This window comes from Mycobacterium sp. MFM001, from assembly GCF_003402475.1.
In the GTDB taxonomy this organism is placed as follows: Bacteria; Actinomycetota; Actinomycetes; order Mycobacteriales; family Mycobacteriaceae; genus Mycobacterium.
Genome location: NZ_BFAB01000003.1, coordinates 232,919 through 256,757 on the forward strand (window position 1 = coordinate 232,919; position 23,839 = coordinate 256,757).

General features: G+C 67.4%; 26 protein-coding genes and 1 pseudogene. 13 read left to right on the forward strand and 14 right to left on the reverse strand.

Translation table 11 applies throughout. The annotated features are described in order from the left end of the window. Positions 1–22: 22 nt before the first annotated feature. On the reverse strand, positions 23–403 hold the full coding sequence (locus MFM001_RS07350) for a transglycosylase family protein (protein WP_116374593.1): 381 nt from the start codon (positions 401–403) through the stop codon (positions 23–25). Further along, a complete protein-coding gene (locus MFM001_RS07355) occupies positions 400–933 on the reverse strand; it encodes an Mce protein (RefSeq protein WP_116374594.1) in 534 nt (177 codons plus the stop codon). The genes MFM001_RS07350 and MFM001_RS07355 overlap by 4 nt, the downstream gene beginning before the upstream one ends. 165 nt (positions 934–1,098) lie before the next feature. Between MFM001_RS07355 and MFM001_RS25145 the strand changes: the two genes are divergently transcribed. The 4 genes from MFM001_RS25145 to MFM001_RS07375 all read left to right on the forward strand — a co-directional run bounded on the left by MFM001_RS25145 (position 1,099) and on the right by MFM001_RS07375 (position 4,392). Beyond that, positions 1,099–1,194 carry an Ms4527A family Cys-rich leader peptide gene (locus MFM001_RS25145; protein WP_369386622.1) on the forward strand — a complete coding sequence of 32 codons (96 nt, stop codon included), beginning with the start codon at positions 1,099–1,101 and terminating at the stop codon, positions 1,192–1,194. 113 nt (positions 1,195–1,307) lie between these two features. Continuing rightward, on the forward strand, positions 1,308–2,975 hold the full coding sequence (locus MFM001_RS07365) for a nitrite/sulfite reductase (RefSeq protein WP_116374595.1): 1,668 nt from the start codon (positions 1,308–1,310) through the stop codon (positions 2,973–2,975). Further along, entirely contained in the window at positions 2,972–3,700 is a 729-nt protein-coding gene (locus tag MFM001_RS07370) for a phosphoadenylyl-sulfate reductase (protein ID WP_116374596.1), read from the forward strand. The genes MFM001_RS07365 and MFM001_RS07370 overlap by 4 nt, the downstream gene beginning before the upstream one ends. Then, the gene (locus MFM001_RS07375) at positions 3,697–4,392 is read left to right on the forward strand and encodes a sirohydrochlorin chelatase (RefSeq protein ID WP_116374597.1); all 696 of its coding nucleotides are present in this window, start codon (positions 3,697–3,699) and stop codon (positions 4,390–4,392) included. Before MFM001_RS07370 ends, MFM001_RS07375 begins: the two co-directional genes overlap by 4 nt. A gap of 58 nt (positions 4,393–4,450) precedes the next feature. On the opposite strand, the gene MFM001_RS07380 is transcribed toward MFM001_RS07375, so the two are convergent. The 6 genes from MFM001_RS07380 to MFM001_RS07400 all read right to left on the reverse strand — a co-directional run bounded on the left by MFM001_RS07380 (position 4,451) and on the right by MFM001_RS07400 (position 8,693). Then, positions 4,451–5,503: a sulfate/molybdate ABC transporter ATP-binding protein gene (locus MFM001_RS07380; protein WP_116374598.1), complete on the reverse strand. Its 1,053-nt coding sequence runs from the start codon at positions 5,501–5,503 to the stop codon at positions 4,451–4,453. Further along, entirely contained in the window at positions 5,500–6,315 is an 816-nt protein-coding gene (gene cysW, locus MFM001_RS07385; RefSeq protein WP_116374599.1) for a sulfate ABC transporter permease subunit CysW, read from the reverse strand. The genes MFM001_RS07380 and cysW overlap by 4 nt, the downstream gene beginning before the upstream one ends. Further along, positions 6,312–7,145, reverse strand: coding sequence for a sulfate ABC transporter permease subunit CysT (gene cysT / locus MFM001_RS07390; RefSeq protein ID WP_238158995.1), 834 nt, complete (start codon positions 7,143–7,145; stop codon positions 6,312–6,314). Before cysT ends, cysW begins: the two co-directional genes overlap by 4 nt. Then, positions 7,142–8,170: an extracellular solute-binding protein gene (locus tag MFM001_RS07395; protein ID WP_116374600.1), complete on the reverse strand. Its 1,029-nt coding sequence runs from the start codon at positions 8,168–8,170 to the stop codon at positions 7,142–7,144. Before MFM001_RS07395 ends, cysT begins: the two co-directional genes overlap by 4 nt. Before the next feature lie 124 nt (positions 8,171–8,294). Beyond that, complete coding sequence (locus MFM001_RS25150) at positions 8,295–8,387, reverse strand: Ms4533A family Cys-rich leader peptide (protein ID WP_371685378.1); 93 nt, start codon at positions 8,385–8,387, stop codon at positions 8,295–8,297. 111 nt (positions 8,388–8,498) lie between these two features. After that, positions 8,499–8,693, reverse strand: a complete 195-nt coding sequence (locus tag MFM001_RS07400) for a hypothetical protein (protein ID WP_116374601.1) — start codon at positions 8,691–8,693, stop codon at positions 8,499–8,501. A 113-nt stretch (positions 8,694–8,806) separates the two neighbouring features. On the opposite strand from MFM001_RS07400, the gene MFM001_RS07405 reads away from it, so the two are divergent. Together MFM001_RS07405 and MFM001_RS07410 are read left to right on the forward strand one after the other, a co-directional pair. Further along, positions 8,807–10,807 (forward strand): glycoside hydrolase family 15 protein, encoded by a 2,001-nt coding sequence (locus MFM001_RS07405; protein ID WP_116374602.1) that lies wholly within the window; start codon positions 8,807–8,809, stop codon positions 10,805–10,807. A 114-nt stretch (positions 10,808–10,921) separates the two neighbouring features. Next, complete coding sequence (locus tag MFM001_RS07410; RefSeq protein ID WP_142760676.1) at positions 10,922–11,509, forward strand: PepSY domain-containing protein; 588 nt, start codon at positions 10,922–10,924, stop codon at positions 11,507–11,509. On the opposite strand, the pseudogene lepA reads toward MFM001_RS07410, so the two are convergent. After that, positions 11,510–13,469, reverse strand: a pseudogene (gene lepA / locus MFM001_RS07415) (translation elongation factor 4). It abuts the gene before it with no gap. Here lepA and MFM001_RS07420 point away from each other — a divergent pair. Continuing rightward, positions 13,460–14,038, forward strand: a complete 579-nt coding sequence (locus MFM001_RS07420) for a type II toxin-antitoxin system PemK/MazF family toxin (RefSeq protein WP_192886876.1) — start codon at positions 13,460–13,462, stop codon at positions 14,036–14,038. The pseudogene lepA and the gene MFM001_RS07420 overlap by 10 nt on opposite strands. 4 nt (positions 14,039–14,042) lie before the next feature. Here the strand turns inward: MFM001_RS07420 and MFM001_RS07425 are convergent, their stop codons facing one another. Next, positions 14,043–14,471 carry a CBS domain-containing protein gene (locus tag MFM001_RS07425; protein ID WP_116374604.1) on the reverse strand — a complete coding sequence of 143 codons (429 nt, stop codon included), beginning with the start codon at positions 14,469–14,471 and terminating at the stop codon, positions 14,043–14,045. A 157-nt stretch (positions 14,472–14,628) separates the two neighbouring features. Between MFM001_RS07425 and MFM001_RS07430 the strand changes: the two genes are divergently transcribed. Next, a complete protein-coding gene (locus MFM001_RS07430) occupies positions 14,629–15,471 on the forward strand; it encodes a ribonuclease Z (protein ID WP_116374605.1) in 843 nt (280 codons plus the stop codon). 7 nt (positions 15,472–15,478) lie between these two features. On the opposite strand, the gene MFM001_RS07435 is transcribed toward MFM001_RS07430, so the two are convergent. Next, positions 15,479–16,141, reverse strand: coding sequence for a hypothetical protein (locus tag MFM001_RS07435; RefSeq protein WP_238158998.1), 663 nt, complete (start codon positions 16,139–16,141; stop codon positions 15,479–15,481). 166 nt (positions 16,142–16,307) lie between these two features. Between MFM001_RS07435 and rpsT the strand changes: the two genes are divergently transcribed. After that, on the forward strand, positions 16,308–16,568 hold the full coding sequence (rpsT, locus tag MFM001_RS07440) for a 30S ribosomal protein S20 (RefSeq protein WP_116374606.1): 261 nt from the start codon (positions 16,308–16,310) through the stop codon (positions 16,566–16,568). Positions 16,569–16,632: 64 nt separating this feature from the next. On the opposite strand, the gene holA is transcribed toward rpsT, so the two are convergent. Genes holA through MFM001_RS07455 form a run of 3 tightly spaced genes read right to left on the reverse strand, consistent with a single transcriptional unit; the run spans position 16,633 to position 19,987 of the window. Further along, a complete protein-coding gene (gene holA, locus MFM001_RS07445) occupies positions 16,633–17,583 on the reverse strand; it encodes a DNA polymerase III subunit delta (RefSeq protein ID WP_116374737.1) in 951 nt (316 codons plus the stop codon). Between the two features lie 8 nt (positions 17,584–17,591). Beyond that, positions 17,592–19,115 carry a ComEC/Rec2 family competence protein gene (locus MFM001_RS07450; RefSeq protein WP_116374738.1) on the reverse strand — a complete coding sequence of 508 codons (1,524 nt, stop codon included), beginning with the start codon at positions 19,113–19,115 and terminating at the stop codon, positions 17,592–17,594. Between the two features lie 47 nt (positions 19,116–19,162). After that, entirely contained in the window at positions 19,163–19,987 is an 825-nt protein-coding gene (locus MFM001_RS07455) for a ComEA family DNA-binding protein (RefSeq protein ID WP_116374607.1), read from the reverse strand. A 128-nt stretch (positions 19,988–20,115) separates the two neighbouring features. On the opposite strand from MFM001_RS07455, the gene MFM001_RS07460 reads away from it, so the two are divergent. From MFM001_RS07460 to MFM001_RS07475, 4 genes are read left to right on the forward strand one after another with little or no spacing between them, the layout of a single operon-like run. Then, on the forward strand, positions 20,116–21,102 hold the full coding sequence (locus MFM001_RS07460; RefSeq protein ID WP_116374608.1) for an NAD-dependent epimerase/dehydratase family protein: 987 nt from the start codon (positions 20,116–20,118) through the stop codon (positions 21,100–21,102). A 46-nt stretch (positions 21,103–21,148) separates the two neighbouring features. Then, on the forward strand, positions 21,149–22,306 hold the full coding sequence (locus tag MFM001_RS07465) for an acyl-CoA dehydrogenase family protein (RefSeq protein WP_116374609.1): 1,158 nt from the start codon (positions 21,149–21,151) through the stop codon (positions 22,304–22,306). Between the two features lie 8 nt (positions 22,307–22,314). After that, positions 22,315–23,406 (forward strand): acyl-CoA dehydrogenase family protein, encoded by a 1,092-nt coding sequence (locus MFM001_RS07470; protein WP_116374610.1) that lies wholly within the window; start codon positions 22,315–22,317, stop codon positions 23,404–23,406. A gap of 2 nt (positions 23,407–23,408) precedes the next feature. Further along, positions 23,409–23,831 (forward strand): PPOX class F420-dependent oxidoreductase, encoded by a 423-nt coding sequence (locus MFM001_RS07475; RefSeq protein WP_116374611.1) that lies wholly within the window; start codon positions 23,409–23,411, stop codon positions 23,829–23,831. Positions 23,832–23,839 lie beyond the last annotated feature (8 nt).

Sequence of the window (23,839 nt, forward strand, 5' to 3'; positions counted from 1 at the left end):
TCATCCCACCGCGAACGGGGTTCTATTTGATCCCGTCGAGCTGGGTGAACATGTAGGTCAACAAATGGTTCAGCGAGCCCACCGGCGCGACCCTGCGAGTAGGAGAAGCGCATCCCGGCCATGCCTTGGCCCCCTGCGTCTCATAAATCCGCTGCGCCACCTGGATCTGCTGGGCACGCGAGGCGTTTTCCGGTGAACCCACGCCGCCATTGGCCTCCCAGGTCGCCTGGCTGATCTGCAGGCCGCCGTAAAAACCGTTGCCGGTGTCGGCCGACCAGTTGCCGCCCGATTCGCATTGGGCAAGCGCGTCCCAGTTGACGGTGTCCGCCGAGGCAAGGTTGCTGAAGGGAACAATCGCTAGTGCCGCGAGCGCGATTGCCGCCGGCCTGACCTTAGCTTTCATCGCAGTTGCACCTTGCTGGCCAGCCACCGGCCGTCGACTCTCTCCATGGTCATGTTGATGCTGCTGAAGTCGACCACCGAGTCGGGAGCTTCGAGATTGCTGACCAGTTGCTCGACGAACAGCGCAACCTCGACCTTGTTGGTGCTGGCGGACTTGACCACCGATTCGACGACTTGGCCTTGCGCGTTCGCCTGGTGGTCGAGCAGCACCATCCGCAACACTCCATGGGATTTGTCGTAGCGCTGCTTGAATTCACCGGTCGCGCCGTCGCGAATCACCGCGATATTGCGGTCCATCGCCTGGCTGTCGAAATTTGTCAGCGCGACCGCATATTTCACGGCCGCAGCGACTGCCTGCTGTGCGGCGACGTCCGTCTGGTGTCGCTCGAATTGCAGCCGGCCCACGTAACCGCTCGCGCCAACCAGCACAACCGCTAACGCGATGGCGGCCAGCCAGCGTAGGTGTGCTCGCCGGGGCGCGGAGTGGCCTTCGTCACGAGCGCCGGCTTGCGGAGCTTCGACTTCATTCATGTCAACCGCCTACCTGCCCGCGCCGAATGGCGCGCACGCAGGTAGTTTGAGGCAGTTCAGCGGCTTTTTCGGCGATCGACACGCCTGTCTGCAGGCTTTTCGCTCATCGTGACGAAAACTTCGGCCTGATGAAACGGCCTGCCGGGTCTGTGGCACAATGGCCCGGTGACCGTCGCCTATTGCACCGAGTCTGGGGTTGCCCTGGTTGCGCGTCGGCACATCGATCTCAAGCGTGTCTGCAGCTGTCGCTGTCTGCCTTGATGTCGTAGACCCGCCCACCTGTACTTCCAGCTGGCTGTCGGATCTGCGCCGCCGGGACAGCCACCGGTGATCCGCGCGGTCCAAGCCGGCCACTCCGCAAAGGAGACCGCCGAATGACGACCACCCGCCCGGCCAAGAGCCGCAGCGAAGGCCAGTGGGCGCTGGGCGAGCGTGAACCGCTCAATCCCACCGAGCAGCTCAAGTTCGACGACGCTCCACTGAACGTGCGGGCCCGCGTCGAAAACGTCTACGCCCAGCAGGGTTTCGACAGCATCGACAAGACCGATCTGCGGGGCCGGTTCCGTTGGCTGGGGCTCTACACCCAGCGCGCGGAGGGCTACGACGGGACCTGGACCGGCGACGAGAACGCCGACCTGCTCGAGGCCAGCTACTTCATGATGCGGGTGCGCACGGACGGCAAGGCCCTGTCGGCCGCGGCGATGCGCACGCTCGGGCAGATCTCCACCGAATTCGCGCGCGACACCGCCGACATCTCCGACCGGGAGAATCTGCAGTGCCACTGGATCGAGATCGAAAACGTCCCGGAGATCTGGAAGCGGCTGGAAGCCGTCGGCCTGCAGACCACCGAAGCCTGCGGCGACTGCCCCCGCGGGATGCTCGGCTCGCCTCTGGCCGGTGACTCGCTGGAGGAGGTGCTCGACGCCACCCCCGCGCTCGACGAAATCGTGCGGCGCTACGTCGGCAAACCGGAGTACGCCAACCTGCCGCGGAAGTACAAGACCGCGGTATCGGGCCTTCAGGATGTGGCGCACGAGATCAACGACGTGTCGTTCATCGGCGTCAACCACCCCGAGCACGGGCCGGGCCTGGACCTGTGGGTCGGCGGTGGGCTGTCCACGAACCCGATGCTGGCCCAGCGGGTCGGTGTCTGGGTGCCGCTGGACGAGGTGCCCGACGTGTGGGAAGCGGTCACCTGTGTGTTCCGCGACTACGGCTACCGCCGGCTGCGCTCGAAGGCGCGGCTGAAGTTCCTGATCAAAGACTGGGGTGTCGAGAAGTTCCGCGAGGTTCTCGAAACCGAGTACCTCAAGCGGCCGTTGATCGACGGCCCTGCGCCCGAACCGGTCAAGCACCCGATCGACCACGTGGGCGTGCAACGGCTGAAGAACGGGCTCAATGCGATCGGGGTGGCCCCGATCGCCGGGCGGGTTTCCGGCACCACCCTGTCGAAGGTGGCCGACCTGATGGAGCGAGCCGGCTCCGACCGGGCGCGCTTCACGGCGTATCAGAAACTGATCATCCTCGACATTCCCGACGAGCGGCTCGACGAGACGGTCGCGGGCCTCGACGCGCTGGGACTGCCGTCGCGCCCGTCGCACTGGCGCCGAAACCTGATGGCGTGCAGCGGAATTGAGTTCTGCAAGCTATCGTTCGCCGAAACCCGCGGCCGCTCTCAGGTGTTGGTACCCGAGCTGGAGCGCAAGCTCGAAGACATCAACGCACAGCTCGACGTGCCGATCACCGTCAACATCAACGGCTGCCCCAACTCGTGCGCGCGAATTCAAGTGGCAGACATCGGGTTCAAGGGCCAGATGGTCGACGACGGCCACGGCGGCTCGGTCGAGGGCTTCCAGGTGCATCTCGGCGGCAGCCTCGGGTTCGACAGCGGGTTCGGCCGAAAACTGCGCCAGCACAAGGTCACCAGCGACGAACTGCCGGATTACATCGACCGGGTGGTCCGCAACTTCGTCAAGCAGCGCGACGAAGGCGAACGGTTCGCCACCTGGGCGGCCCGCGCCGACGAGGCGGATCTGCGATGACGTATAGCGAGGCAGAACTACGGGACTTGGCCGCGCGCGGCGCGGCCGAGTTGGACGGCGCCGGCGCCACCGACCTGCTGCGCTGGACCGACGAGAACTTCGGCGGCGTGCACGGCCCGCGCGGGGCGGCAACCTGTAACTACGTGGTGGCCTCCAACATGCAGGACGCGGTGCTGGTCGATTTGGCCGCCAAGGTCCGCCCGGGCGTGCCGGTGCTGTTCTTAGACACCGGTTATCACTTCGTAGAAACGATCGGCACCCGCGACGCGGTCGAGGCGGTCTACGACATTCACGTGCTCAACGTCACCCCCGAGCACTCCGTCGCCGAGCAGGACAAGTTGCTGGGCAAGGATCTGTTCGCCCGCGAACCCAACGAGTGCTGCCGGCTGCGCAAGGTCGAGCCGCTGTCCAAAGCGCTGCGCGGGTATTCCGCGTGGGTGACCGGGCTGCGCCGGGTCGAAGCGCCCACTCGCGCCAATGCGCCGCTGATCAGTTTCGACGAGGCCTTCAAGCTGGTGAAGATCAACCCGCTCGCCGCGTGGACCGATCAGGACATGGACGACTACATCGCTGAGAACGACGTGCTGGTCAATCCGCTTGTCTACGAAGGCTATCCGTCGATCGGCTGCGCGCCGTGCACGGCCAAGCCGGCCGAAGGCGCCGACCCGCGCAGCGGACGCTGGCAAGGCACCGGCAAGATCGAATGCGGGTTGCACGCGTCGTGACTTCGCTTGTGTTGACCGCCCACGGAAGCAGGGATTCGCGGTCGGCGGCCAATGCTAGAGCCGTCGCTCGACGGCTGCGGCTGTTGCGGCCGGGCCTTGACGTGCGCGTCGCGTTCTGCGAGCTGAACACACCCAGCCTGCCCGAGGTGCTGACGCCCGGCGCAGTGATTACCCCGTTCCTGCTGGCCGACGCCTACCACGCCCGCATCGACATCCCGGCACAGAGCGCGGGCTTCGCTGGTGTGCGACAGGCCGAGGTGCTCGGCGAGGACGATCGGCTGGTGGCGGTGCTGCGCGAAAGGCTCAGCGGCGTAGGCGTTTCTGATTCAGACGCCGACCTAGGCGTGGTGGTGGTCGCGATCGGCTCGTCACATGCGTTGGCGAACGCGCGCACCGCATCCGTCGCGGCGAAGCTGTCGATGGGCACCCGCTGGGCCAGTGCGACGACGGCGTTCGTCACCGGATCGGGGCCGTCGCCGGCGGATGCCGTGGAGACGTTGCGGCGGCGCGGCGCACGGCGGTTTGTCATCGCGCCGTGGTTCCTGGCGCCCGGGCTACTGCTCGATCGTGTGTCGGAGTATGCGCGGGACAACGGAATTCCGATGGCCGCAACCCTGGGCGCACACCCGCTGGTCGCGGAAACCGTGCTGGACCGCTACGACGAAGCGTTGGCGGAGCCGGTCGCGGCCTAACGCGTCCACCCCGACTGTGAACTCGGCGACGAGTTTTCGGCGTGTCGCGTCGTGAGATTCACGCTCGGCGGGCATCAGCCAGCACGTCGGCTACCGGTGCACTGACTTCCCCGGCCATCGGCGGCACCCGGGTGGCGGCCACGTAGACGGTGTCGCCCTCCCGTAGGGCCAGCGCCTCGGCGTCGCCCCGGGTGATCTGCGCGGTGAATGGCCCGCCGGTGGCGGCGTTGGTCAATTCCACCCGAACCTCGAAGCCCAGCATCACCACCCGATCGATCGTGGCGCGCACGACGCCGGCGGATTCGGCGGCGGCGTCGCTGGCGGCGATCTTCATGTCGGGTCTGCGGCCGACCCGGATGTCGTGTGGACGAACCAGGACGCCGTTGAGCGAGGACACCGCCCCCAAGAACGACATGACGAACGCGTTCGCCGGAGTGTCGTAAACCTCGGCCGGCGACCCGACCTGCTCGATGCGCCCTTTGTTGAGCACCGCGATGCGGTCCGCGACGTCGAGCGCCTCGGCCTGGTCGTGGGTCACCAACACGGTCGTGACATGCACCTCGTCGTGCAAGCGGCGCAGCCAAGACCGCAGATCCTCGCGGACTTTGGCGTCCAGCGCACCGAACGGCTCGTCGAGCAGCAGCACCTGCGGATCGACGGCCAGCGCGCGGGCCAGCGCCATCCGCTGGCGCTGCCCGCCAGAGAGCTGGTTCGGGTAGCGGTTCTGAAAACCGGACAGCCCCACCACTTCCAGCAGGTTGTCCACCTTCTTGGTGATCTCGGCCTTCGGTCGACGACGGATCTTCAACCCGAACGCGACGTTGTCGCGCACGCTCAGATGCTTGAACGCGGCGTAGTGCTGGAACACGAACCCGATGCCGCGCCGCTGGGGCGGGACCCGGGTGACGTCGCGGCCGTTGATCGTGATGGTTCCGGTGTCGGGCTGGTCGAGTCCGGCGATGGCGCGCAGCAGCGTCGACTTGCCCGAGCCGCTGGGTCCCAGCAGTGCGGTCAACGAGCCGGCGGGAACGGTGAAGTCGACGTCGTCGAGTGCGACGAAGTTTCCGTGACGCTTGTTGGCGCCCTGCACGATGATTGCGTTGTTGGTCATGCGACCTCCTTGCCTACCCGCCGGACGTCCAGCAGCACCTGAACGATCAGCACCACCACCGATACCGCCATCAGCAATGTCGACAACGCGTAGGCGCCGTATTCGGCGCCGCGGTTGTAGCGGTCGGATACCAGCAGCGTCAACGTCTGTGATTTTCCAGGCAAATTCGACGACACCATCAATACCGCGCCGTACTCGCCGAGTGTCCGGGCGATGGTCAGCACGATGCCGTAGGTCAGGCCCCACCGGATCGACGGCAACGTGACCCGCCAAAACGTCTGCCACCACGACGAACCCAGCGTTGCCGCGGCCTCTTCCTGATCGGTGCCCAGCTCGTGCAACACCGGTTCGACTTCACGAACCACGAACGGCAGCGTGACGAAAACGCTGGCCAGCACGATCCCGGGCAGTCCGAAGATGACCTTCAGCCCGAAATCTCGCTCCACGAAGCCCAGCGCGCCGGCCGACCCCCACAGCACGATCAACGCCACACCGACGATGACGGGTGAGACCGCGAACGGCAGGTCGATGATGGCCTGCAGCAGACCTTTGCCGCGGAACCTGTTGCGGGCCAGCATCAATGCGGTCGGGATGCCGAAGATCACGTTCAGCGGCACCACGATCGCGACCACCAGCAGCGACAGCTGCAGCGCCGAGATCGCCGCGGGCGTGCTGACCCAGGCGTAGAACTGGCCGAGGCCGGGCGAGAAGGTCCGCCACAGGATCAGCGCCACCGGCACCACCAACAGCACGGCGATATAGCCGAGCGCGAGGTAGCGAAGCAGGTAGCGGACTCGCGGTGAGGTCGTCATACCGACAACTCCTCGCGCTTGGCCGTACGCGCCCCCAACGTACGCAGGATGAACAGCACCACGAACGAAATACCTAGTAACACAATCGAAATCGCCGCAGCGCCGGTGCGGTCGTCGTTCTCGATCAAGGTGCGGATCCACTGCGACGACACTTCGGTTTTCCCCGGCACCGCGCCACCGATCAGCACGACCGAGCCGAATTCACCGATGGCCCGCGAAAATGCCAGGCCCGCACCGGACAACAACGCAGGCGTCAGCGACGGGAGCACCACCGACGTGAAGATCGTCGCGTTGTTGGCACCCAGCGACGCGGCCGCTTCTTCGGCCTCGCGGTCGATTTCGAGCAGCACCGGCTGCACTGCGCGCACCACGAACGGCAGCGTGACAAATGCCAGGGCCACCGCCACACCCCATCCGGTGTGCTGCAGATGCAGGCCGACCGGACTGTGCGGGCCATAAAGGGCCAGCATCACCAGGCTGGCGACGATGGTGGGCAACGCGAACGGCAGATCGATGATGGTGTCCACCAGCCGCTTGCCCGGGAAGTCGTCGCGCACCAGCACCCAGGCGATCAACAGGCCGAACGCCATGTTCAAGACGGTGACGCCGGCCGAAATCGTCAGCGTCACCCGGAACGACTCCACCGCAGCGTTGGAGCTGACCGCCAGCCAGAACGCGCGCCATCCGCCGCCGACGGCCTGCCAGCCGATTGCGGCCAAGGGCAGCAACACGATCACCGACAGCCACCCCATCGCCACCCCGACCCGCAGCGACGTGCCGCCGCGGCGTGCGTCGTTCAGATTGGGCATCAGTGTCGCCGGCGCGGTCATCCGGTGGCTCGCATGTAGATTCCGGTGATGCTGCCGGAGTTCTTGTCGAACAGCCGCGGATCGACGGTGTCCCAGCCGCCCAGATCGGTGATCGTCCACAGCTTGAGCGGCACCGGGAATTGGTCGCGAACCTGCGCGGCGACGGCTGGGTCGACCGGCCGGAAACCGGCCTGCGCCCACAGCTTTTGCGCCTTCTCGGTGTACTGGAAGTTCTTGAACGCGACCGCGCTGTCTAGGTGGGCGCTACTGGTCACCACCGCCAGCGGGTTCTCGATTTTGAAGGTCTGCGGCGGGTTGATGTGCGTGATCGGCTTGCCTTGCCGTTCAGTGGCGATGGCTTCGTTCTCATAGCTGATCAGCACGTCGCCGCTGCCCTGTACGAACACGTCGGTGGCCTCACGCCCTGAGCCGGGGCGCAATTTGACGTGCTGGCTCACCAATTTGTTGACGAAGTCCACGCCCGCCTGGGGATTTCGCCCGCCCTCGCTCTTGACGGCGTAGGGGGCCAGCAGGTTCCATTTGGCCGACCCCGAACTCAACGGGCTGGGTGTGATGACTTCCACGCCGGGCCGCAACAGGTCGTCCCAGTCCTTGATGTTTTTCGGATTGCCCTGCCGCACCACCAAGGTCACCACCGAGCCGAACGGAATGCCTTTGGTGGCGTCTTTGTCCCAATCCTTGGAAACCTTGCCGGCCTTGATAAGCCGGGTGATATCCGGTTCGACCGAGAAGTTGACGATGTCGGCGGGCTTACCGGCGGCGACGCCGCGTGACTGGTCGGCGGATGCGCCGTAGGAGGTGATCACCTGCACGCCCTTGCCTTCGGCAGAGGCGTTGAACGCCGGAATCACCTTGCTCCACCCTGGTTCTGGCGCCGAGTAGGCGACCAGTGTGATGCTCGTGCGCGCATTTGCCGGTCCCCCACCGCCGACGACGTCGCTGGCGCCGCCATGGCACGCCGCGGCCACACCGACGCCAGCCGCAAGGGCGATGACGCGCGAGGCAGCTTTGACGAAGTTGAGCATTGGACCTTTCCGTGCCGGGCTTTCGGATAACAATCCCGTCGCTGCGGAAAGGCCCTGGTCTGAAGTGATCAGTAATTGTCGAATTCCGCCGACACCGACGCCAGACCGCGCGCGGGTATTTCAGTCAGCGACAACAGTGCACGTCGGCTACAGCGCAATTCCCCACGGCAATGAGCGCCAAGACATAGCACTCTTTGTTGCCGGTCGCTGTATGCATGGCGCGAAGCCTAACAGAATCCGCCGGATCAGCGCGTCAGCCACCAGGTGACGATGACCAGGACCACCAGCGCGACAAGCACCAAGGTCACCTGCGAGCGGGGCATGCGGCTCATGTGGACCCTTCGTCACTGTGGCGGGCGCGGCGCATCAGCCGGATGCCGCGGCCCAGCATCGCGTCCAGCACGAGCGCGACAACGTAGGCCAACGCCAGCACAACCGGCATCACCACGATGGTCTGCAGTACGAACCCGAGCCCGGACAACCACAACTCGACGCCGTCCCACCAGCTGAGGAACCCGTCCACGGGCTCACCCTATTCGCCGCGGGCCGGCGAAACCAACGGCGACCGATTTCGCCCGGCGGGACACGCCCCACCCCTAGTGGACGGCGGCCGCGTCGGAAGAAGATGATGTCGGCATGGTCCTGCACGCCGAGTCTGCCGACGAGACCTCCGAAGCCAGCGTCGCGCCGTTCACCATCACGTCCCCGGTGCCGTTCGCGCCCGGCGGCTCGCTGCGGAACCCCTTCCCGCCGATTGCCGACTACGCGTTCTTGTCTGACTGCGAGACGACATGCCTGATCTCGCCGGCCGGTTCGGTGGAGTGGCTGTGCGTGCCGCGGCCGGACTCGCCGAGCGTCTTCGGCGCGATCCTGGACCGCAGCGCCGGCCACTTCAGGCTCGGGCCGTACGGCGTCTCGGTGCCCTCGGCGCGGCGCTACCTGCCCGGCAGCCTGATCATGGAGACCACGTGGCAAACCCACACCGGCTGGCTAATCGTGCGCGACGCGCTGGTGATGGGGCCTTGGCACGACATCGAGCGGCGGTCCCGCACACATCGTCGCACCCCGATGGACTGGGACGCCGAGCACATACTGCTGCGCACCGTGCGCTGCGTGTCCGGCACCGTCGAGCTGATGATGAGCTGCGAGCCGGCGTTCGACTACCACCGGGTCGGCGCTGCCTGGGAATACTCGGCCCACGCCTACGGCGAAGCGATCGCGCGGGCCAAACACAACCCCGACGGGCATCCGACGCTGCGGCTGACCACCAATCTGCGGATCGGCCTGGAAGGCCGGGAGGCGCGGGCGCGGACCCGGCTCAAGGAGGGCGACGACGTGTTCGTCGCGCTCAGTTGGTCCAAGCACCCCGCGCCGCAGACCTACGAAGAGGCCGCCGAGAAGATGTGGCAGACCACTGAGTCGTGGCGACAGTGGATCAACATCGGCAACTTCCCCGACCATCCGTGGCGGGCGTATCTGCAGCGCAGCGCGCTGACGCTGAAGGGGTTGACGTATTCGCCGACCGGCGCGCTGCTGGCGGCCAGCACCACCTCGCTGCCGGAAACGCCGCAGGGCGAGCGCAATTGGGACTACCGCTACGCCTGGATTCGCGATTCGACGTTCGCGCTGTGGGGCCTGTACACGCTGGGTCTGGATCGTGAGGCCGACGACTTCTTCGCGTTCATCGCCGACGTGTCCGGCGCCAACAACGGCGAACGCCATCCGCTGCAGGTGATGTACGGGGTCGGCGGCGAACGCAGCCTGGAGGAGTCCGAACTGCACCACTTGTCGGGCTATGACCACGCTCGCCCGGTGCGGATCGGCAACGGCGCCTACAACCAGGAACAACACGACATCTGGGGCAGCATCCTCGACTCGTTCTATCTGCACTCCAAATCGCGTGAGCAGATTCCGGAGACGCTGTGGCCGGTACTGAAAAAGCAGGTGGAAGAGGCGGCCAAGCACTGGCGTGAACCCGACCGCGGTATCTGGGAGGTGCGCGGTGAACCGCAGCACTTCACCTCGTCGAAGGTGATGTGCTGGGTGGCGCTGGACCGGGGCGCCAAGCTGGCCGAGCGGCAGGGCGAGAAGAGCTACGCGCAGCAGTGGCGGGCGACCGCCGAGGAGATCAAGGCCGACATCCTGGAGCACGGGGTCAACTCGAACGGTGTGTTCAAGCAGCACTACAACACCGACGCGCTGGATGCCTCGCTGCTGATGGTGGTGCTGACCCGATTCCTGCCGCCGAACGACCCGCGGGTGCGCTCGACGGTGCTGGCGATCGCCGACAACCTCACCGAACAGGGTCTGGTGCTGCGCTACCGCGTCGAGGAGACCGACGACGGGCTGACCGGCGAGGAGGGCACGTTCACCATCTGCTCGTTCTGGCTGGTGTCGGCGCTGGTCGAGATCGGCGAGGTGAGCCGGGCCAAGCATCTGTGCGAGCGACTGTTGTCGTTCGCCAGCCCGCTGCATCTCTACGCCGAGGAGATCGAGGCGCGCACCGGCCGGCACCTGGGCAACTTCCCGCAGGCGTTCACCCACCTGGCGCTGATCAACGCCGTCGTGCACGTGATCCGCGCCGAGGAAGAGGCCGACTCCACCGGGGTGTTCCAACCCGCCAACGCCCCGATGTGACTTGCGTCCTGCGCGAGCCCCTTAGCTGCGCGCCAACGACGGAAAACGCTTGCGCCGCCGCGTGTTCCACTCAGTCGACGCGATTGCGCGGCGTCGACGCGGTACGGTGCACTGATGGCTGCTATGACACGTCGATTCGCAATTCGGACCGCATTCGTTTGCATCACGCTGCTGGCACTGGCCGGATGCGGCCACGATGGTAAGCCCGCCGCGACGTCGGCGACCACAACCTCCAGCGCGTCGTGGCCCCGCCCGGACGCCCCGCCCGACCCGCACACGTTGTTGCGCGCCGGCGCCACTGCGGTGGGCACCGTGCCGAACAGCATCCTGACGTTCATCGCAAGCGAAACCGAGGACGAGGGAACCTGGAAGGCGCGGGTGGTCGCCCCGGATGGCACCGAGCAGCAACTGAAAATTGGGGTCGACGGTGTCACGGTGCTGGTGGGGCCGACGCCGAAGAACGACAGCGATACCGACAAGGCCCAGCACCGTTCATTGATCCAAGCCGCCCATCTGGACTATCAGGCCGCCGTGAACAAGATGCTGACCGTTGTTCCCAACGGCTCCATCACCGAGTTGAAGCTCGACGACACCAACAACACCACCGTGTGGAACGGCCACGTCTGGGACACCAATCTGGTCGGACACAAAGTCACGATCAACGCGGCGTCGGGTGAGGTCGTTGCGAACAAGCAGGAGTAGCTACTTCTTTGCCTTGTCCCCCGCGGCGTCGGCCGACAGCGCGGCGACGAAGGCTTCCTGCGGCACGTCGACCCGACCGATCGTCTTCATCCGCTTCTTGCCTTCCTTCTGCTTTTCCAGCAGTTTGCGCTTGCGGGTGATATCACCGCCGTAGCACTTGGACAGCACGTCCTTGCGGATGGCCCGAATATTCTCCCGGGCAATGATTTTCGAGCCGATCGCGGCCTGCACCGGCACCTCGAACTGCTGGCGCGGGATGAGTTCCTTGAGCTTGGTGGTCATCTTGTTGCCGTAGGCGGCCGCGGCGTCCTTGTGAACGATCGCGCTGAACGCGTCGACGGCCTCGCCCTGCAACAGGATGTCGACCTTGACCAACGCCGCCTCCTGCTCACCGGACTCTTCGTAGTCGAGGCTGGCGTAGCCGCGGGTGCGTGACTTCAGCGAGTCGAAGAAGTCGAAGATGATCTCGCCCAGCGGCATCGTGTAGCGCAGTTCGACCCGCTCCGGCGACAGGTAGTCCATGCCGCCGAGCTCGCCGCGCCGGGATTGGCACAGTTCCATGATGGTGCCGATGAATTCGCTGGGGGCGATGATCGTGGTCTTGACGACGGGTTCGTACACCGTGCGGATCTTGCCCTCCGGCCAGTCCGACGGATTGGTGACAACCGTCTCGGTCCCGTCGTCTTTGACCACTCGGTACACCACGTTGGGTGAGGTCGAGATCAGGTCGAGGTCGAATTCGCGCTCCAGCCGCTCACGGGTGATCTCCATGTGCAGCAAACCCAAGAAGCCGCAACGGAATCCGAACCCCAGCGCCACCGAGGTCTCCGGTTCGTAGGTGAGCGCGGCGTCGTTGAGCTGCAACTTGTCCAACGCGTCACGCAGGTCCGGGTAGTCCGACCCGTCGACGGGATACAGGCCCGAGTACACCATCGGCTTGGGTTCGCGGTAGCCGGTCAGCGGTTCGGTGGCGCCGTGGCGGGCCGTCGTCACGGTGTCACCGACCTTGGACTGCCGGACGTCCTTGACGCCGGTGATCAGGTAGCCGACCTCCCCCACGCCCAGCCCGTCGGAAGCCTTCGGTTCGGGCGAGACGATGCCGACTTCGAGCAGTTCGTGGGTGGCGCCGGTCGACATCATCGCGATCCGCTCGCGCGGGGTGATCTTGCCGTCGACCACCCTCACGTAGGTCACGACGCCGCGGTAGATGTCGTAGACGGAGTCGAAAATCATTGCCCGCGTTGGTGCTTCGGCGTTGCCCTGAGGTGGCGGAACCTGCTTGACGACGGCGTCCAGCAGTTCCGCCACACCCTCGCCGGTCTTCCCGGAAACCCTCAGGACGTCGTCGGGTTCGCAGCCGATGATGTGGGCGATCTCGCCGGCGTAGCGGTCGGGGTCGGCGGCGGGCAGATCGATCTTGTTGAGCACCGGGATGATCACCAGGTCGCGATCCAACGCCAGATACAGGTTGGCCAGCGTCTGCGCCTCGATGCCCTGCGCGGCGTCGACCAGCAGCACCGCGCCTTCGCAGGCGGCCAGCGCGCGGGACACCTCGTAGGTGAAGTCGACGTGGCCCGGGGTGTCGATCAGGTGCAGGACGTGGTCGGTGTCGCCCACCCGCCACGGCAGGCGCACATTCTGTGCCTTGATCGTGATGCCGCGTTCCCGCTCGATGTCCATTCGGTCGAGGTACTGCGCCCGCATGGACCGCTCGTCGACGACGCCGGTCAGCTGCAGCATCCGGTCGGCCAGCGTGGACTTGCCGTGGTCGATGTGGGCGATGATGCAGAAGTTCCTGATCTGCGCCGGCGCGGTGAAGGTCTGGTCGGCGAAACTGCTGATGGGAATCTCCTGGTACGACGGGTGCTGCGCGGCCGCGAGCGGGTATGTCCAGGGTATCGAGGCAGCACCACCGGGACACAATCGTGCCGGGCGTCCTATCCTGCGAACATGGCGTCACAGTGGAGGACGTTGCAGCGGTTCGCAGAGAACCTGGTGTTCAACGAAGCGCCGAAATTCATCCGCCAGCTGCAGAACTCGCCGGGAATCCAGCGCGGCATCAAGCTCGGCATGGACGTCATCGCCGGCACCGCGCCGTCGCCGCCCACCGAGATTGCCGCGGGCAGGCCGGTCACCCGGACCAGCGTTCCGACCGCGCACCGGGCCCGCAAGCTGGTCTACGCTCCCGACCTCGACGGTCGTGCGGATCCGGGCGAGATCGTGTGGACGTGGGTGGCCTACGAGGAGGACCCCACCCGCGGCAAGGACCGCCCAGTGCTGGTGGTGGGCCGTGACCGGCAGACGTTGCTCGGCCTGATGCTGTCCAGTCAGGAGCGCCACGCCGACGATCGCGATTGGGTCGGCATCGGCAGCGGCAGTTGGGACCACGAGGGCCGGTCGAGTTGGGTGCGACTGGACCGGGTGCTCGACGTGCCCGAGGAGGGGATCCGCCGCGAAGGCGCGATCCTGCAGCGCGAGATGTTCGACGTGGTGGCCGCGCGGTTGCGGGCCGACTACTCCTGGAGCTGAAGCTCTAGCCCTGGGTGATGTAGGACTGCAGCTGAGCCTGCTCGGCCTCCAGCTCTTCCATCCGGCTCTTCACCACGTCGCCGATGCTGACGATGCCGATCAGCTTGCCGTTCTCGATGACCGGCACATGCCGCACCCGGTTTTCGGTCATCAGCATGCTGATGGCGTCGACGGTGTCGCTCTTCTTACACGTCGACACGACGGCGGTCATGATCTTGGAGACCGGCCGGGAAAGCATTGCGGGGCCGTGGGCGTGCAGCTGGCGCACCACGTCCCGTTCGGAGACGATGCCCACGACGCCGTCAGGGCCGACGACCACCATCGCGCCGATGTTGTGCCTGGCAAGCGCCGCAAGGAGTTCGGTCACCGTCGCCTCGGGGTTGATCGTCACCACTGCCGCACCCTTGTTCCGCAGCACGTCTGCTATCCGCATCGGGGCCTCCCGTTGTGATCCGGTTCACACCAGGCTACGGCCAACTCGGTCGGCGTGAAAGCGGCGTATCAAAAACGGCACGTCCGTCCAGCTCAGCGGCCTGGTCGAATCGCCGATTTCACCCTTGAGCGGCCGGCATCCGTGCAGTATCTGGGTCATGATCGAGATCACGCTGCTCGGCACCGGAAGTCCGATCCCTGACCCCAACCGGGCCGGACCGTCGACCCTGGTGCGAGCAGACGGACAGGTATTCCTGGTGGATTGCGGACGCGGCGTGTTGCAGCGGGCGGCCGCAATCGGATTGGGCGCGAATGGCTTATCGGCGCTGCTGCTCACACACCTGCACAGCGACCACATCGCCGACCTCGGCGACGTGCTCATCACCCGCTGGGTGACGACGTTCGCGCCCGACCCGGCGCCGCTGCCGGTCATCGGGCCGCCGGGCACCGCGGAAGTGGTCGACGCGACGTTGAAAGCATTCGGCCACGACATCGGCTACCGGATCGCCCACCACGCCGACCTGACGGCACCGCCGCCGGTCGAGGTGCACGAATACACCGCGGGCACGGTCTGGGACCGCGACGGCGTCTCAATCCGGGTGGCGCCCACCGATCACCGTCCGGTGGCCCCGACGATCGGATTCCGGATCGACACGGGCGGCGCCTCGGTCGTCCTGGCCGGCGACACCGTGCCGTGCGAGACCCTCGATCGGCTGGCCGTCGGCGCGGATGCGTTGGTGCACACGGTGATCCGGAAGGACATCATCGGGCAGCTGCCGCAACAGCGGATCCGCGACATTTGTGACTACCACTCGTCGGTGCAGCAGGCCGCCACCACCGCGAAGCGCGCGGGGGTGGGCACCCTGGTGCTGACCCACTATGTGCCGGGGATCGCACCCGGCCAGGAAGAGCAGTGGCGTGCGCTGGCCGCCGCTGAGTTCGACGGCCGAATCGAACTCGGCGACGACCTGCATCGAGTCGAAATCCGGCCGCCTATCTGACCGTCATTCACCCCGAGCGGCGCTCGTTGCGGCGCAGCCGCATGCCGGCCAGCAGCAGCCATGCCAGCGCCGTAACTCGGGCGATCGGCAGCATCACGCCCAGGATCGGCCAGACCAGGACGAGCGTCGCCAGCTCGGCAAAGGCAGCGAGCGCCAGGCCGATCCAAGCCAGCGGCCGCGGCAGTAGCCCCAGCGCCACGGCCGGGACCGACATGCCGGCGACGAGCAGGCCGAGAGCCACGATGTGCGCCGGCCCCCCGATGAGAAACGCCAGGTAATACAGCGCCCGGACCAGGGCGGCGTCGCCGACGTCGGGGCGCGACAGCACCCAGCCCACCAGGCCCGTCGCACCGAGCGTGCCCGCGGCCAGGATTCCGCCGGCCAACGCCAGCGCCGACGAGCTCGCGGTGGCCCCCAACTCCCGCAGCCTGGCGCCGGCCGTCGCCGCGTAGCCGGCCAGCGGCACCGACGACGCGAACACGCCGACGGCGATGACCAGCACCGCCAGCCGCTGCTCGGCCACGTACTGCTGGACTGGGGCGGCCGGTCCGTACGGCAGCGGCATGACGCCGCCGAGCGCGACTCCGATCGCCACCGCCCCCACCAGCAGGGCGATGCATGCCGCGGCCCACAGGGCCAGCGGCGCTCCGTGCTGCGGGCGGGCGGCCATCACCGAACGATATGGTGGCGATTGCCTGTTCGAGGACCGTTTCCGCAGGCCAGTGAGCTCGGCTTTGGGAGAACTCCGCGGCTACTGATAACCTGGTCATTCGCTGCCGCCTGCCCGGCGCCTGCAGCCCAAAACTCCCGCTGAGATCGACGAAGGAACTTTTCCCGTGGCCAACATCAAGTCGCAGCAGAAGCGCAACCGCACCAACGAGCGCCGGCGACTGCGCAACAAGTCGGTGAAGTCGTCGCTTCGCACGGCTGTTCGCGCGTTCCGCGAGGCCACCGAGGCCGGCGAGAAGGACAAGGCCGCCGAGTTGTTGGCGTCGACCAGCCGCAAGCTGGACAAGGCAGCCAGCAAGGGTGTCATCCACAAGAACCAGGCGGCCAACAAGAAGTCGGCGCTGGCCCGGGCGTTGAACAAGCTCTGAGCCGACGCGCGACCATACGCAAAAGCACCCTGAAACCAGGGTGCTTTTACGTCTGTTGGCGCTGCTAGCGGCCCCGCTCGGCGACCAGCTCGGCAACCCGCCGCACGGCGGCCTCCAGCGCGTAGTCGGCGTCGGCGGCCGCGCCCTTGACGTCGGCGTTCAGCGCGGCGACCCATCTCATCGCCGTGGCCACCATGTCGCGTGACCACCGCCGCGCCTGTTTCTGCGCCTTTTGCACCCGCCAGGGCGGCATGCCGAGCTCGCCGGCCAGCCGGTACGGATCACCCGACAGCGGCCCGACCCGACCGATGGTGTGCACCGCCTCGGCCAGCGCGTCGGCCAACACCACATGCGGCTCGCCGCGCATCATCGCCCACCGCAGGGCTTCAGCGGCGCCTTCGACATCACCGACCACCGCCTTGTCGGCGATGTCGAAGCCCTTCACTTCGGCCTTGCCGCTGTGATAGCGCCGCACTGCGGCGGCGTCCACGCGGCCTCCGGTGTCGGCGACCAATTGTGAACACGCTGAGGCGAGTTCGCGTACATCCGAGCCGACCGCGTCGAGCAGGGCGTTGACGGTCTCCTGGTCGACCTTGGCTTGCAACGACCGGAACTCCTTGCGGACGAAGTCGGCGCGTTCGCTGGGTTTGGTGATACGCGCGCACGGATGTACTTGTGCGCCAAGTGTTTTCAGCTGATTGGCGAGCGCCTTGGCTCGCCCGCCGCCCGAATGCACGACGATCAGCACGGTGCCCGCCGGCACGTCACCCGCCGCGGCGGCGATCAATTCGGCCGCTTCCTTGCCCGCCTCACCGGCCGCTTCGAGAACCACCACCCGCTCGTCGGCGAACAGCGACGGGCTCAGCAGTTCGGCGAGCTCGTAAGTCCCGACTTCGCCGGCCCGAAGCCGGCTCACCGGAATGTCGTCGCTGCCGGTCCGCTGCCGTACCGACCGCAGCACACCGGCCACCGCGCGCTCGACAAGCAGTTCCTCGTCTCCCAGCACGAGGTGCAACGCCTGGCTCACCGGTCGATCGTTTCATGGGCGGCCGACAGTGATCCGCCGGGCTGGATTGGCATCAGCCCCGACAGCGACCAGGCCAGCAGACCAACCGCGCCGACGGCCATCACCACGCGGAACCAGCGCCACCGCCACAGCACGACGGTCAGCACCGCGGCGGCCGCGACGAGCACCACGCCGGGAGCGCCGGACGGAACAGGCATGCTGGCAGCCGGCACGCCGGCCGCCCAGTGCGCGATATGTAGCACCCACCACAGTTCCGGACCGGTGAACCGGATCAACAACGCCGCCGCGGCCGGCCAGACCATGCACAGCACAGCGGCCGCGCTGCCCAGCACGGTGATCGGGGCGATCAGCGCCGCGACAGCCAGATTCGCGACCGCAGCCACCAAGCTGACCCGCCCCGAAATGCCCGCCACCAGCGGGGCGGTCACCACTTGCGCGGCCCAGGCCACGCACACCGCGTCGGCCAGCGGCTTGGGCCAGCCGGCCGCTACCAGACGCGCCGACCAGACCGGCGCGATGACCACCAGCGCCGCGGTGGCAACCACCGACAGCGCAAAACCGACATCGACGGCCAGCTGCGGAGCGATCACCATCAACAGCAGCACCGTGGCCGACAGCGCCGGAATCGCCTGGCGGCGCCGCGAACTCAGCACGCCCGCCAACGCGATCGCGCCCATCACCGCCGCGCGCAACACGCTGGCCGTCGGCTGCACCACAATCACGAACGCCAGCAACGCGACCGCGGCCAGCCCGACCGCCGCCCGCGGGCCGACCAGCCGCGCGGTGAACAGCACTGCACCGCACACGATCGTGACGTTTGCGCCTGACACCGCCGTCAGGTGCGTCAGCCCGGCCGTCCGGAACTCCTGGGCCGTGATCGCGGTGACCGTCGACGTGTCGCCCAGGACCAGCCCCGGCAGCATGGCGGCTTGATCAGCCGGCAGCACGCGACGCGCTCCGGCAGCGAACCGATCACGCCCGACATGCGCGGCACGATGCACCGGCGCGGCGCGGCCGGTCGTCGGCGCTCCGATCGCGTTGACCACCGCCACCGTCAGGTCATGGCGAGTGGGACGGGTGATCCTTGCCCGAAACCGCATCGGCTGGCCCACCATCACGTCGTGGAAACTGGATACGGGTGCGAAAACCACTACCCGACCGGATATCTCGTCGTCCCCGAGCCGCTGGGCGGTGGCGCGGAACATCAGCCGGCCGCGCCCCAGCGTCAATGCGCTCTCGCTGGGGGTGACCGTCACCCACGTGGCCGTCCCGAACGCCGCGGTGATCGGGTGACGAGCGACCGCGTTGGCTCGCAACGCGATCGCGAAGCCGAACCCCGCCCCCACCACACCGATGGCGACCAGACCGATGCCGAACGTGCGCAGTCGCGACGTGCGCGCTGAGAGCGCACCCGCCACGGCGGTCAGAACGCCCAGCGCCGCAAGGACATTGCCGACCGGCCAGACGATTCCCGCGGCGGTGACCAGCCAGCCGGTCAGCGCGGCCGGCACCAGACGCACATCCAGCCGCGCCGGCGGCGGGCCGCCGAACGGGGTGTGCACCGCCGTCAGACACGGACCAGGGCGCGCAGCTTCTCCAGCCGCGCCGGGCCGATGCCGTCGACCTCGGCGAGTTGGTCGACGCTGTTGAATTTGCCGTTGGCTTCGCGCCACGCGACGATCGCGGCCGCGGTCACCGGCCCGATGCCGGGCAGGGTGTCCAACTGTTGCACCGTCGCGGTGTTCAGGTCGATCACCTGGCCCGGCTTCGCCGAGGTGGGTCCGGACGGCTTGCCCGGCGCCGCGGGCGCCGCCGGCGCGGCCGAACCCGGGTTGACCGAACTGCCCAGCGCCGCCGGTTGCCCTTTCGGCGGCGCGATTCCGACCACGATCTGCTCGCCGTCACCGACCTGGCGGGCCATGTTCAGGCCCATCGTGTCGGCGCCGTCCACCGCACCGCCGGCCGCGTTGAGCGCGTCGGCGATCCGCGCGCCGGGCGCCAACGTGACCAACCCCGGGCTGTGCACGAGCCCGACCACGCTGACCACCACCGGCGGGGCCGGCCCGGCCGACGGGCTCGCGCTCGGACTGCGGGTCGCCGACGACACCATCTCCACCGGAGGCAACTTCGCCGACACCACGGGCGCCGGCCGGTCGCGCACCAGCGTGAAGACGGTGACCAGCACGGCGATCGCGGCGATCACCGCCAGCGCGATGGCGCCGGCACGCCCGGGATCGGCGCGCACCCTGGCGAGCAGGCTCTGCTGCGCGGAGCCGTCCGGGACCCACCGTGGCAGCAGCGAATTCGGATCACCGTCGCCGTCGTCGTCGGACGTGTCGGATTGGGCGCCCAGGCGCCGGTGCAGCCGCTCGGCAGGCAGTTCTGTTCGCATGGGCCGACGGTAGGTGCGCCGACCGTCAACGGCGCTCGCCGCGCGGCGCGCCGAGGCGGGGCTGTGGAGGAACGCCCGACTGTGGACAGCCCAGGTTTGACGACCGACCACGCGGGTAGCCGGGCGCAATGGGACTCACTGTCGCGGTCACCGGGCCGACCGGCGAGATCGGCACCTCCGCGGTCGCGGCGCTGGAACGCGACCCGGCCGTCGACCGCATCATCGGCATGGCCCGTCGACCCTTCGAGCCGTCGTCCCGGGGTTGGACCAACACGACATACCGGCAGGGCGACATCACCGACCGCGACGCGGTGGACGCGCTGGTCGCCGACGCCGACGTGGTCGTCCACCTGGCGTTCATCATCATGGGATCGCGGGAGGAAAGCGCGCGGGTGAACCTGGCCGGCACCCGCAACGTCTTCGAAGCCTGCGCGGCCGGTTCCGCCGAAGGACGCCCCCGCCGCCTGGTGTACAGCTCCTCGGTGGCCGCCTACGGTTACCACGCCGACAATCCGGTCCCGCTCACCGAGGACGTGCCGCCGCGGGGCTCGCCCGAGCACTACTACTCCGAACAGAAGGCCGCCTGCGAAGCCGCCCTGCAGGAGATCACCGCGGGTTCGCCGTTGGAGGTGTTCGTTCTGCGGCCGTGCATCGTCGCCGGCCCGCAGGCACATGCGCTGGCCGACGCGATGCCGTGGAACCGTATCCCCTACGCGGCCACCGCAACCCGGGTGTTGCCGCTGCTCAAACCCCCGGTTCCCGACCCCGGCAACCCACTGCAGCTGGTGCACCACGACGACGTCGCCGCGGCCATCGCGCTGGCGGCGACGGGTTCGGCGCCGCCCGGGGCCTACAACATCGCTAGCGACGGGGTGGTGTCCGTCTCCGAGGTGGCCTCGGCGCTCGGCGGCCGGCCGGTGCGGGTCCCGACCGCGGCGGCGACGGCGGCGTCGGCGGTGATCGCCCGGCTGCCGTTTGTGCCTTCCGCGGCGGAATGGCTGCACGTCGCGCGCACGTCGGTGGTGATGGACACCACCAAGGCCAAGACGCAGCTGGGCTGGACGCCGCGCCACACGTCGGCCGAGACGTTGGAGGCTCTTGCGGCGTCGCTCTGATAGGGGCGCTAACGTGCAGGGAGTTCACCAACTACAGGAGACAGCCATGCAACTGGCGCTCACCGCGGAGGAAGCCGCCTTCCGCGACGAACTGCGCACCTTCTACACGACGCAGATCCCGGCCGACGTGCGCGAGCGGGTCCGGCTGGGGGAAATCAACCGTGACGACATTGCCACCAGCCACAAGATCCTCCACGAGCACGGGCTGGCGGTGCCGAACTGGCCGGTGGAATGGGGCGGCAAGGACTGGACGCCGGCCCAACATCAGATCTGGCTCGACGAGATGCAGCTGGCCTGTGTGCCCGAGCCGCTGAACTTCAACGCGAAGATGGTCGGCCCGGTGATCGCCGAGTTCGGTTCCCAGGAGACCAAACAACGCTTCCTGCCGCCCACGGCCAGCCTGGACATCTGGTGGTGTCAGGGATTCTCCGAACCGGAAGCCGGCTCTGACTTGGCGTCGCTGCGCACCACCGCGATACGCGACGGCGACAGCTATGTCGTCAACGGGCAGAAGACCTGGACCACGCTGGGCCAGTATGCGGATTGGATTTTCTGCCTGGTGCGCACCGACCCGCAGGCACCCAAGAAGCAGGCCGGCATCTCGTTCCTGCTGATCGACCTTGACACCCCGGGGATCACGATGCGGCCCATCAAGCTGATCGACGGCGGCCACGAGGTCAACGAGGTGTTCTTCGAGGACGTGCGGGTGCCCGCCGATCAGCTTGTGGGGGAAGAGAATCAGGGCTGGACCTACGCAAAGTTCCTGTTGGGCAACGAACGGACGGGTATCGCCGGCGTCGGCCGCACCAAGATCCGTCTCGCCGAGGTCAAGCAACGCGCCACCGAGACCGGCCTGCTTGACGATCCGCTGTTCGCCGCCCGGCTCGCCGAAGCCGAAAACGACGTGCTGGCACTGGAACTCACCCAGATGCGGGTGGCGTCGAGCTCGTCGGGAGGCAAGCCCAACCCGGCGTCGTCGGTGCTCAAACTGCGGGGCAGCCAGCTGCAGCAGACCGCCACGGAGCTTCTGGTCGAGGTGGCCGGCCCAGATGCCCTGCCGTTCGACGCCGGCGACGACATCGCGTCACCGCGATGGGCACAGCACAGCGCGCCGCATTACCTGAACTACCGCAAGACGTCGATTTACGGCGGCAGCAACGAAGTGCAGCGCACGATCATCGCGTCGACGATCTTGGGATTGTGAGGTAAGCCATGGACTTTCAGTTGAGCGACGAACAGGTGCTACTGCGCGACACCACCCGCGATCTGCTCGCGCGCAGCTACGATCCCGAAAGCCGGCTCAAGGTCGTCGACACCGAGCTGGGCTGGAGCCGTGAGGTGTGGAGCCAGCTGGCCGACACCGGAATACTCGGCCTGGGTTTCGACCCCGAGGAGGCGGGCCAGCTCGAAATCATGGTGTTGCTCACCGAAATCGGGCGCCGGCTGGCCCCCGAACCGGTGGTACACGCGGCGCTGGTCCCGGGCGCGATCATCGCCGAGTTGGGCACCGAGACGCAGAAGCAGCTGCTGGACGAGGTGGCGGCCGGGCAGCGGCTGCTGGCGTTCGCGCACCTCGAGCCACGCGGCGCCGAGGCGACGACGGCTGTGTCGCAAGGTGATTCGTGGGTTTTGAGCGGCCGCAAGAACCCGGTGCTGGCAGGCGACTGCGCGGACGCTCTGGTGGTCAGCGCAGCATTGCCCGACGGCGGAACGGGACTGTTTCTGGTCGACGCCGGCGCCGTCACCCGGCATCCCTATCAGACGTTCGACGGTCAGCGTGGCGCCCAGATCGACTTCGACAAGACGCCGGGCGAGCCGCTGGGTGAGGCCGGCGACGCGTCGGCGGCAATCCGCGACGCCGTGATCCGCATCCAGTCGGCGTTGTGCGCGGAGGCGGTCGGCGCGATGGAGGAAGCGCTTCGGCTGACCACCGATTACCTCAAGACCCGCAAGCAGTTCGGCGTCACGCTGAACACCTTCCAGACGCTGACTCAGCGGGCCGCGGACATGTACGTCTCGCTCGAGTTGGCCCGCAGTATGAACTACTACGCGGCGATGTCGATTGCCGACGGCAACCTCGACCCGGTGATCGCGGCGCGGGCCAAGCTGCAGATCGGCCGCTCGGGGCGGCACATCGGGCAAGAAGCGATTCAGCTGCACGGCGGCATCGGCATGACGGCGGAATACCCGGTCGGGCACTATGCGGCCCGGCTCACCGCGATCGAGCACACGCTGGGTTCGTCGCAGGACCAGTTGCACATCCTCGCCGACCAGGTCGGCGACTACGAGGTCGTCACCCTGTAGGCATGACCGAACTCTCCGCGGAAGTCATCGAATTCCTGTCGGCGGGCACCCGCACCGGCATGCTGGGATACGCCGCTTCCGACGGTCGTCCACTGGTTGCCCCGGTGTGGTTCATCATCGACGACGGCGAGCTGGTGTTCAACACCGGGCGTAACACCGCGAAAGCCCGTGCGCTGGCGCGGGATTCACGTGTGGTGATCTGCGTGGACGACCCGCATCCGCCCTACTCGTTCGTCCAGGTGCAGGGCGTTGCCACGACGGCCGAGGATGCGCCCGAGCTTCTCGACATCGCGACGCGGATCGGCGGGCGTTACATGGGTATCCACCGCGCGACCGAGTTCGGCCGGCGCAACGCCGTTCCCGGCGAACTGGTGGTGCGAGTCCGCCCCACCAAGGTCGTCGCCGCGTTCAACATCGCCGACTGACTATCGGC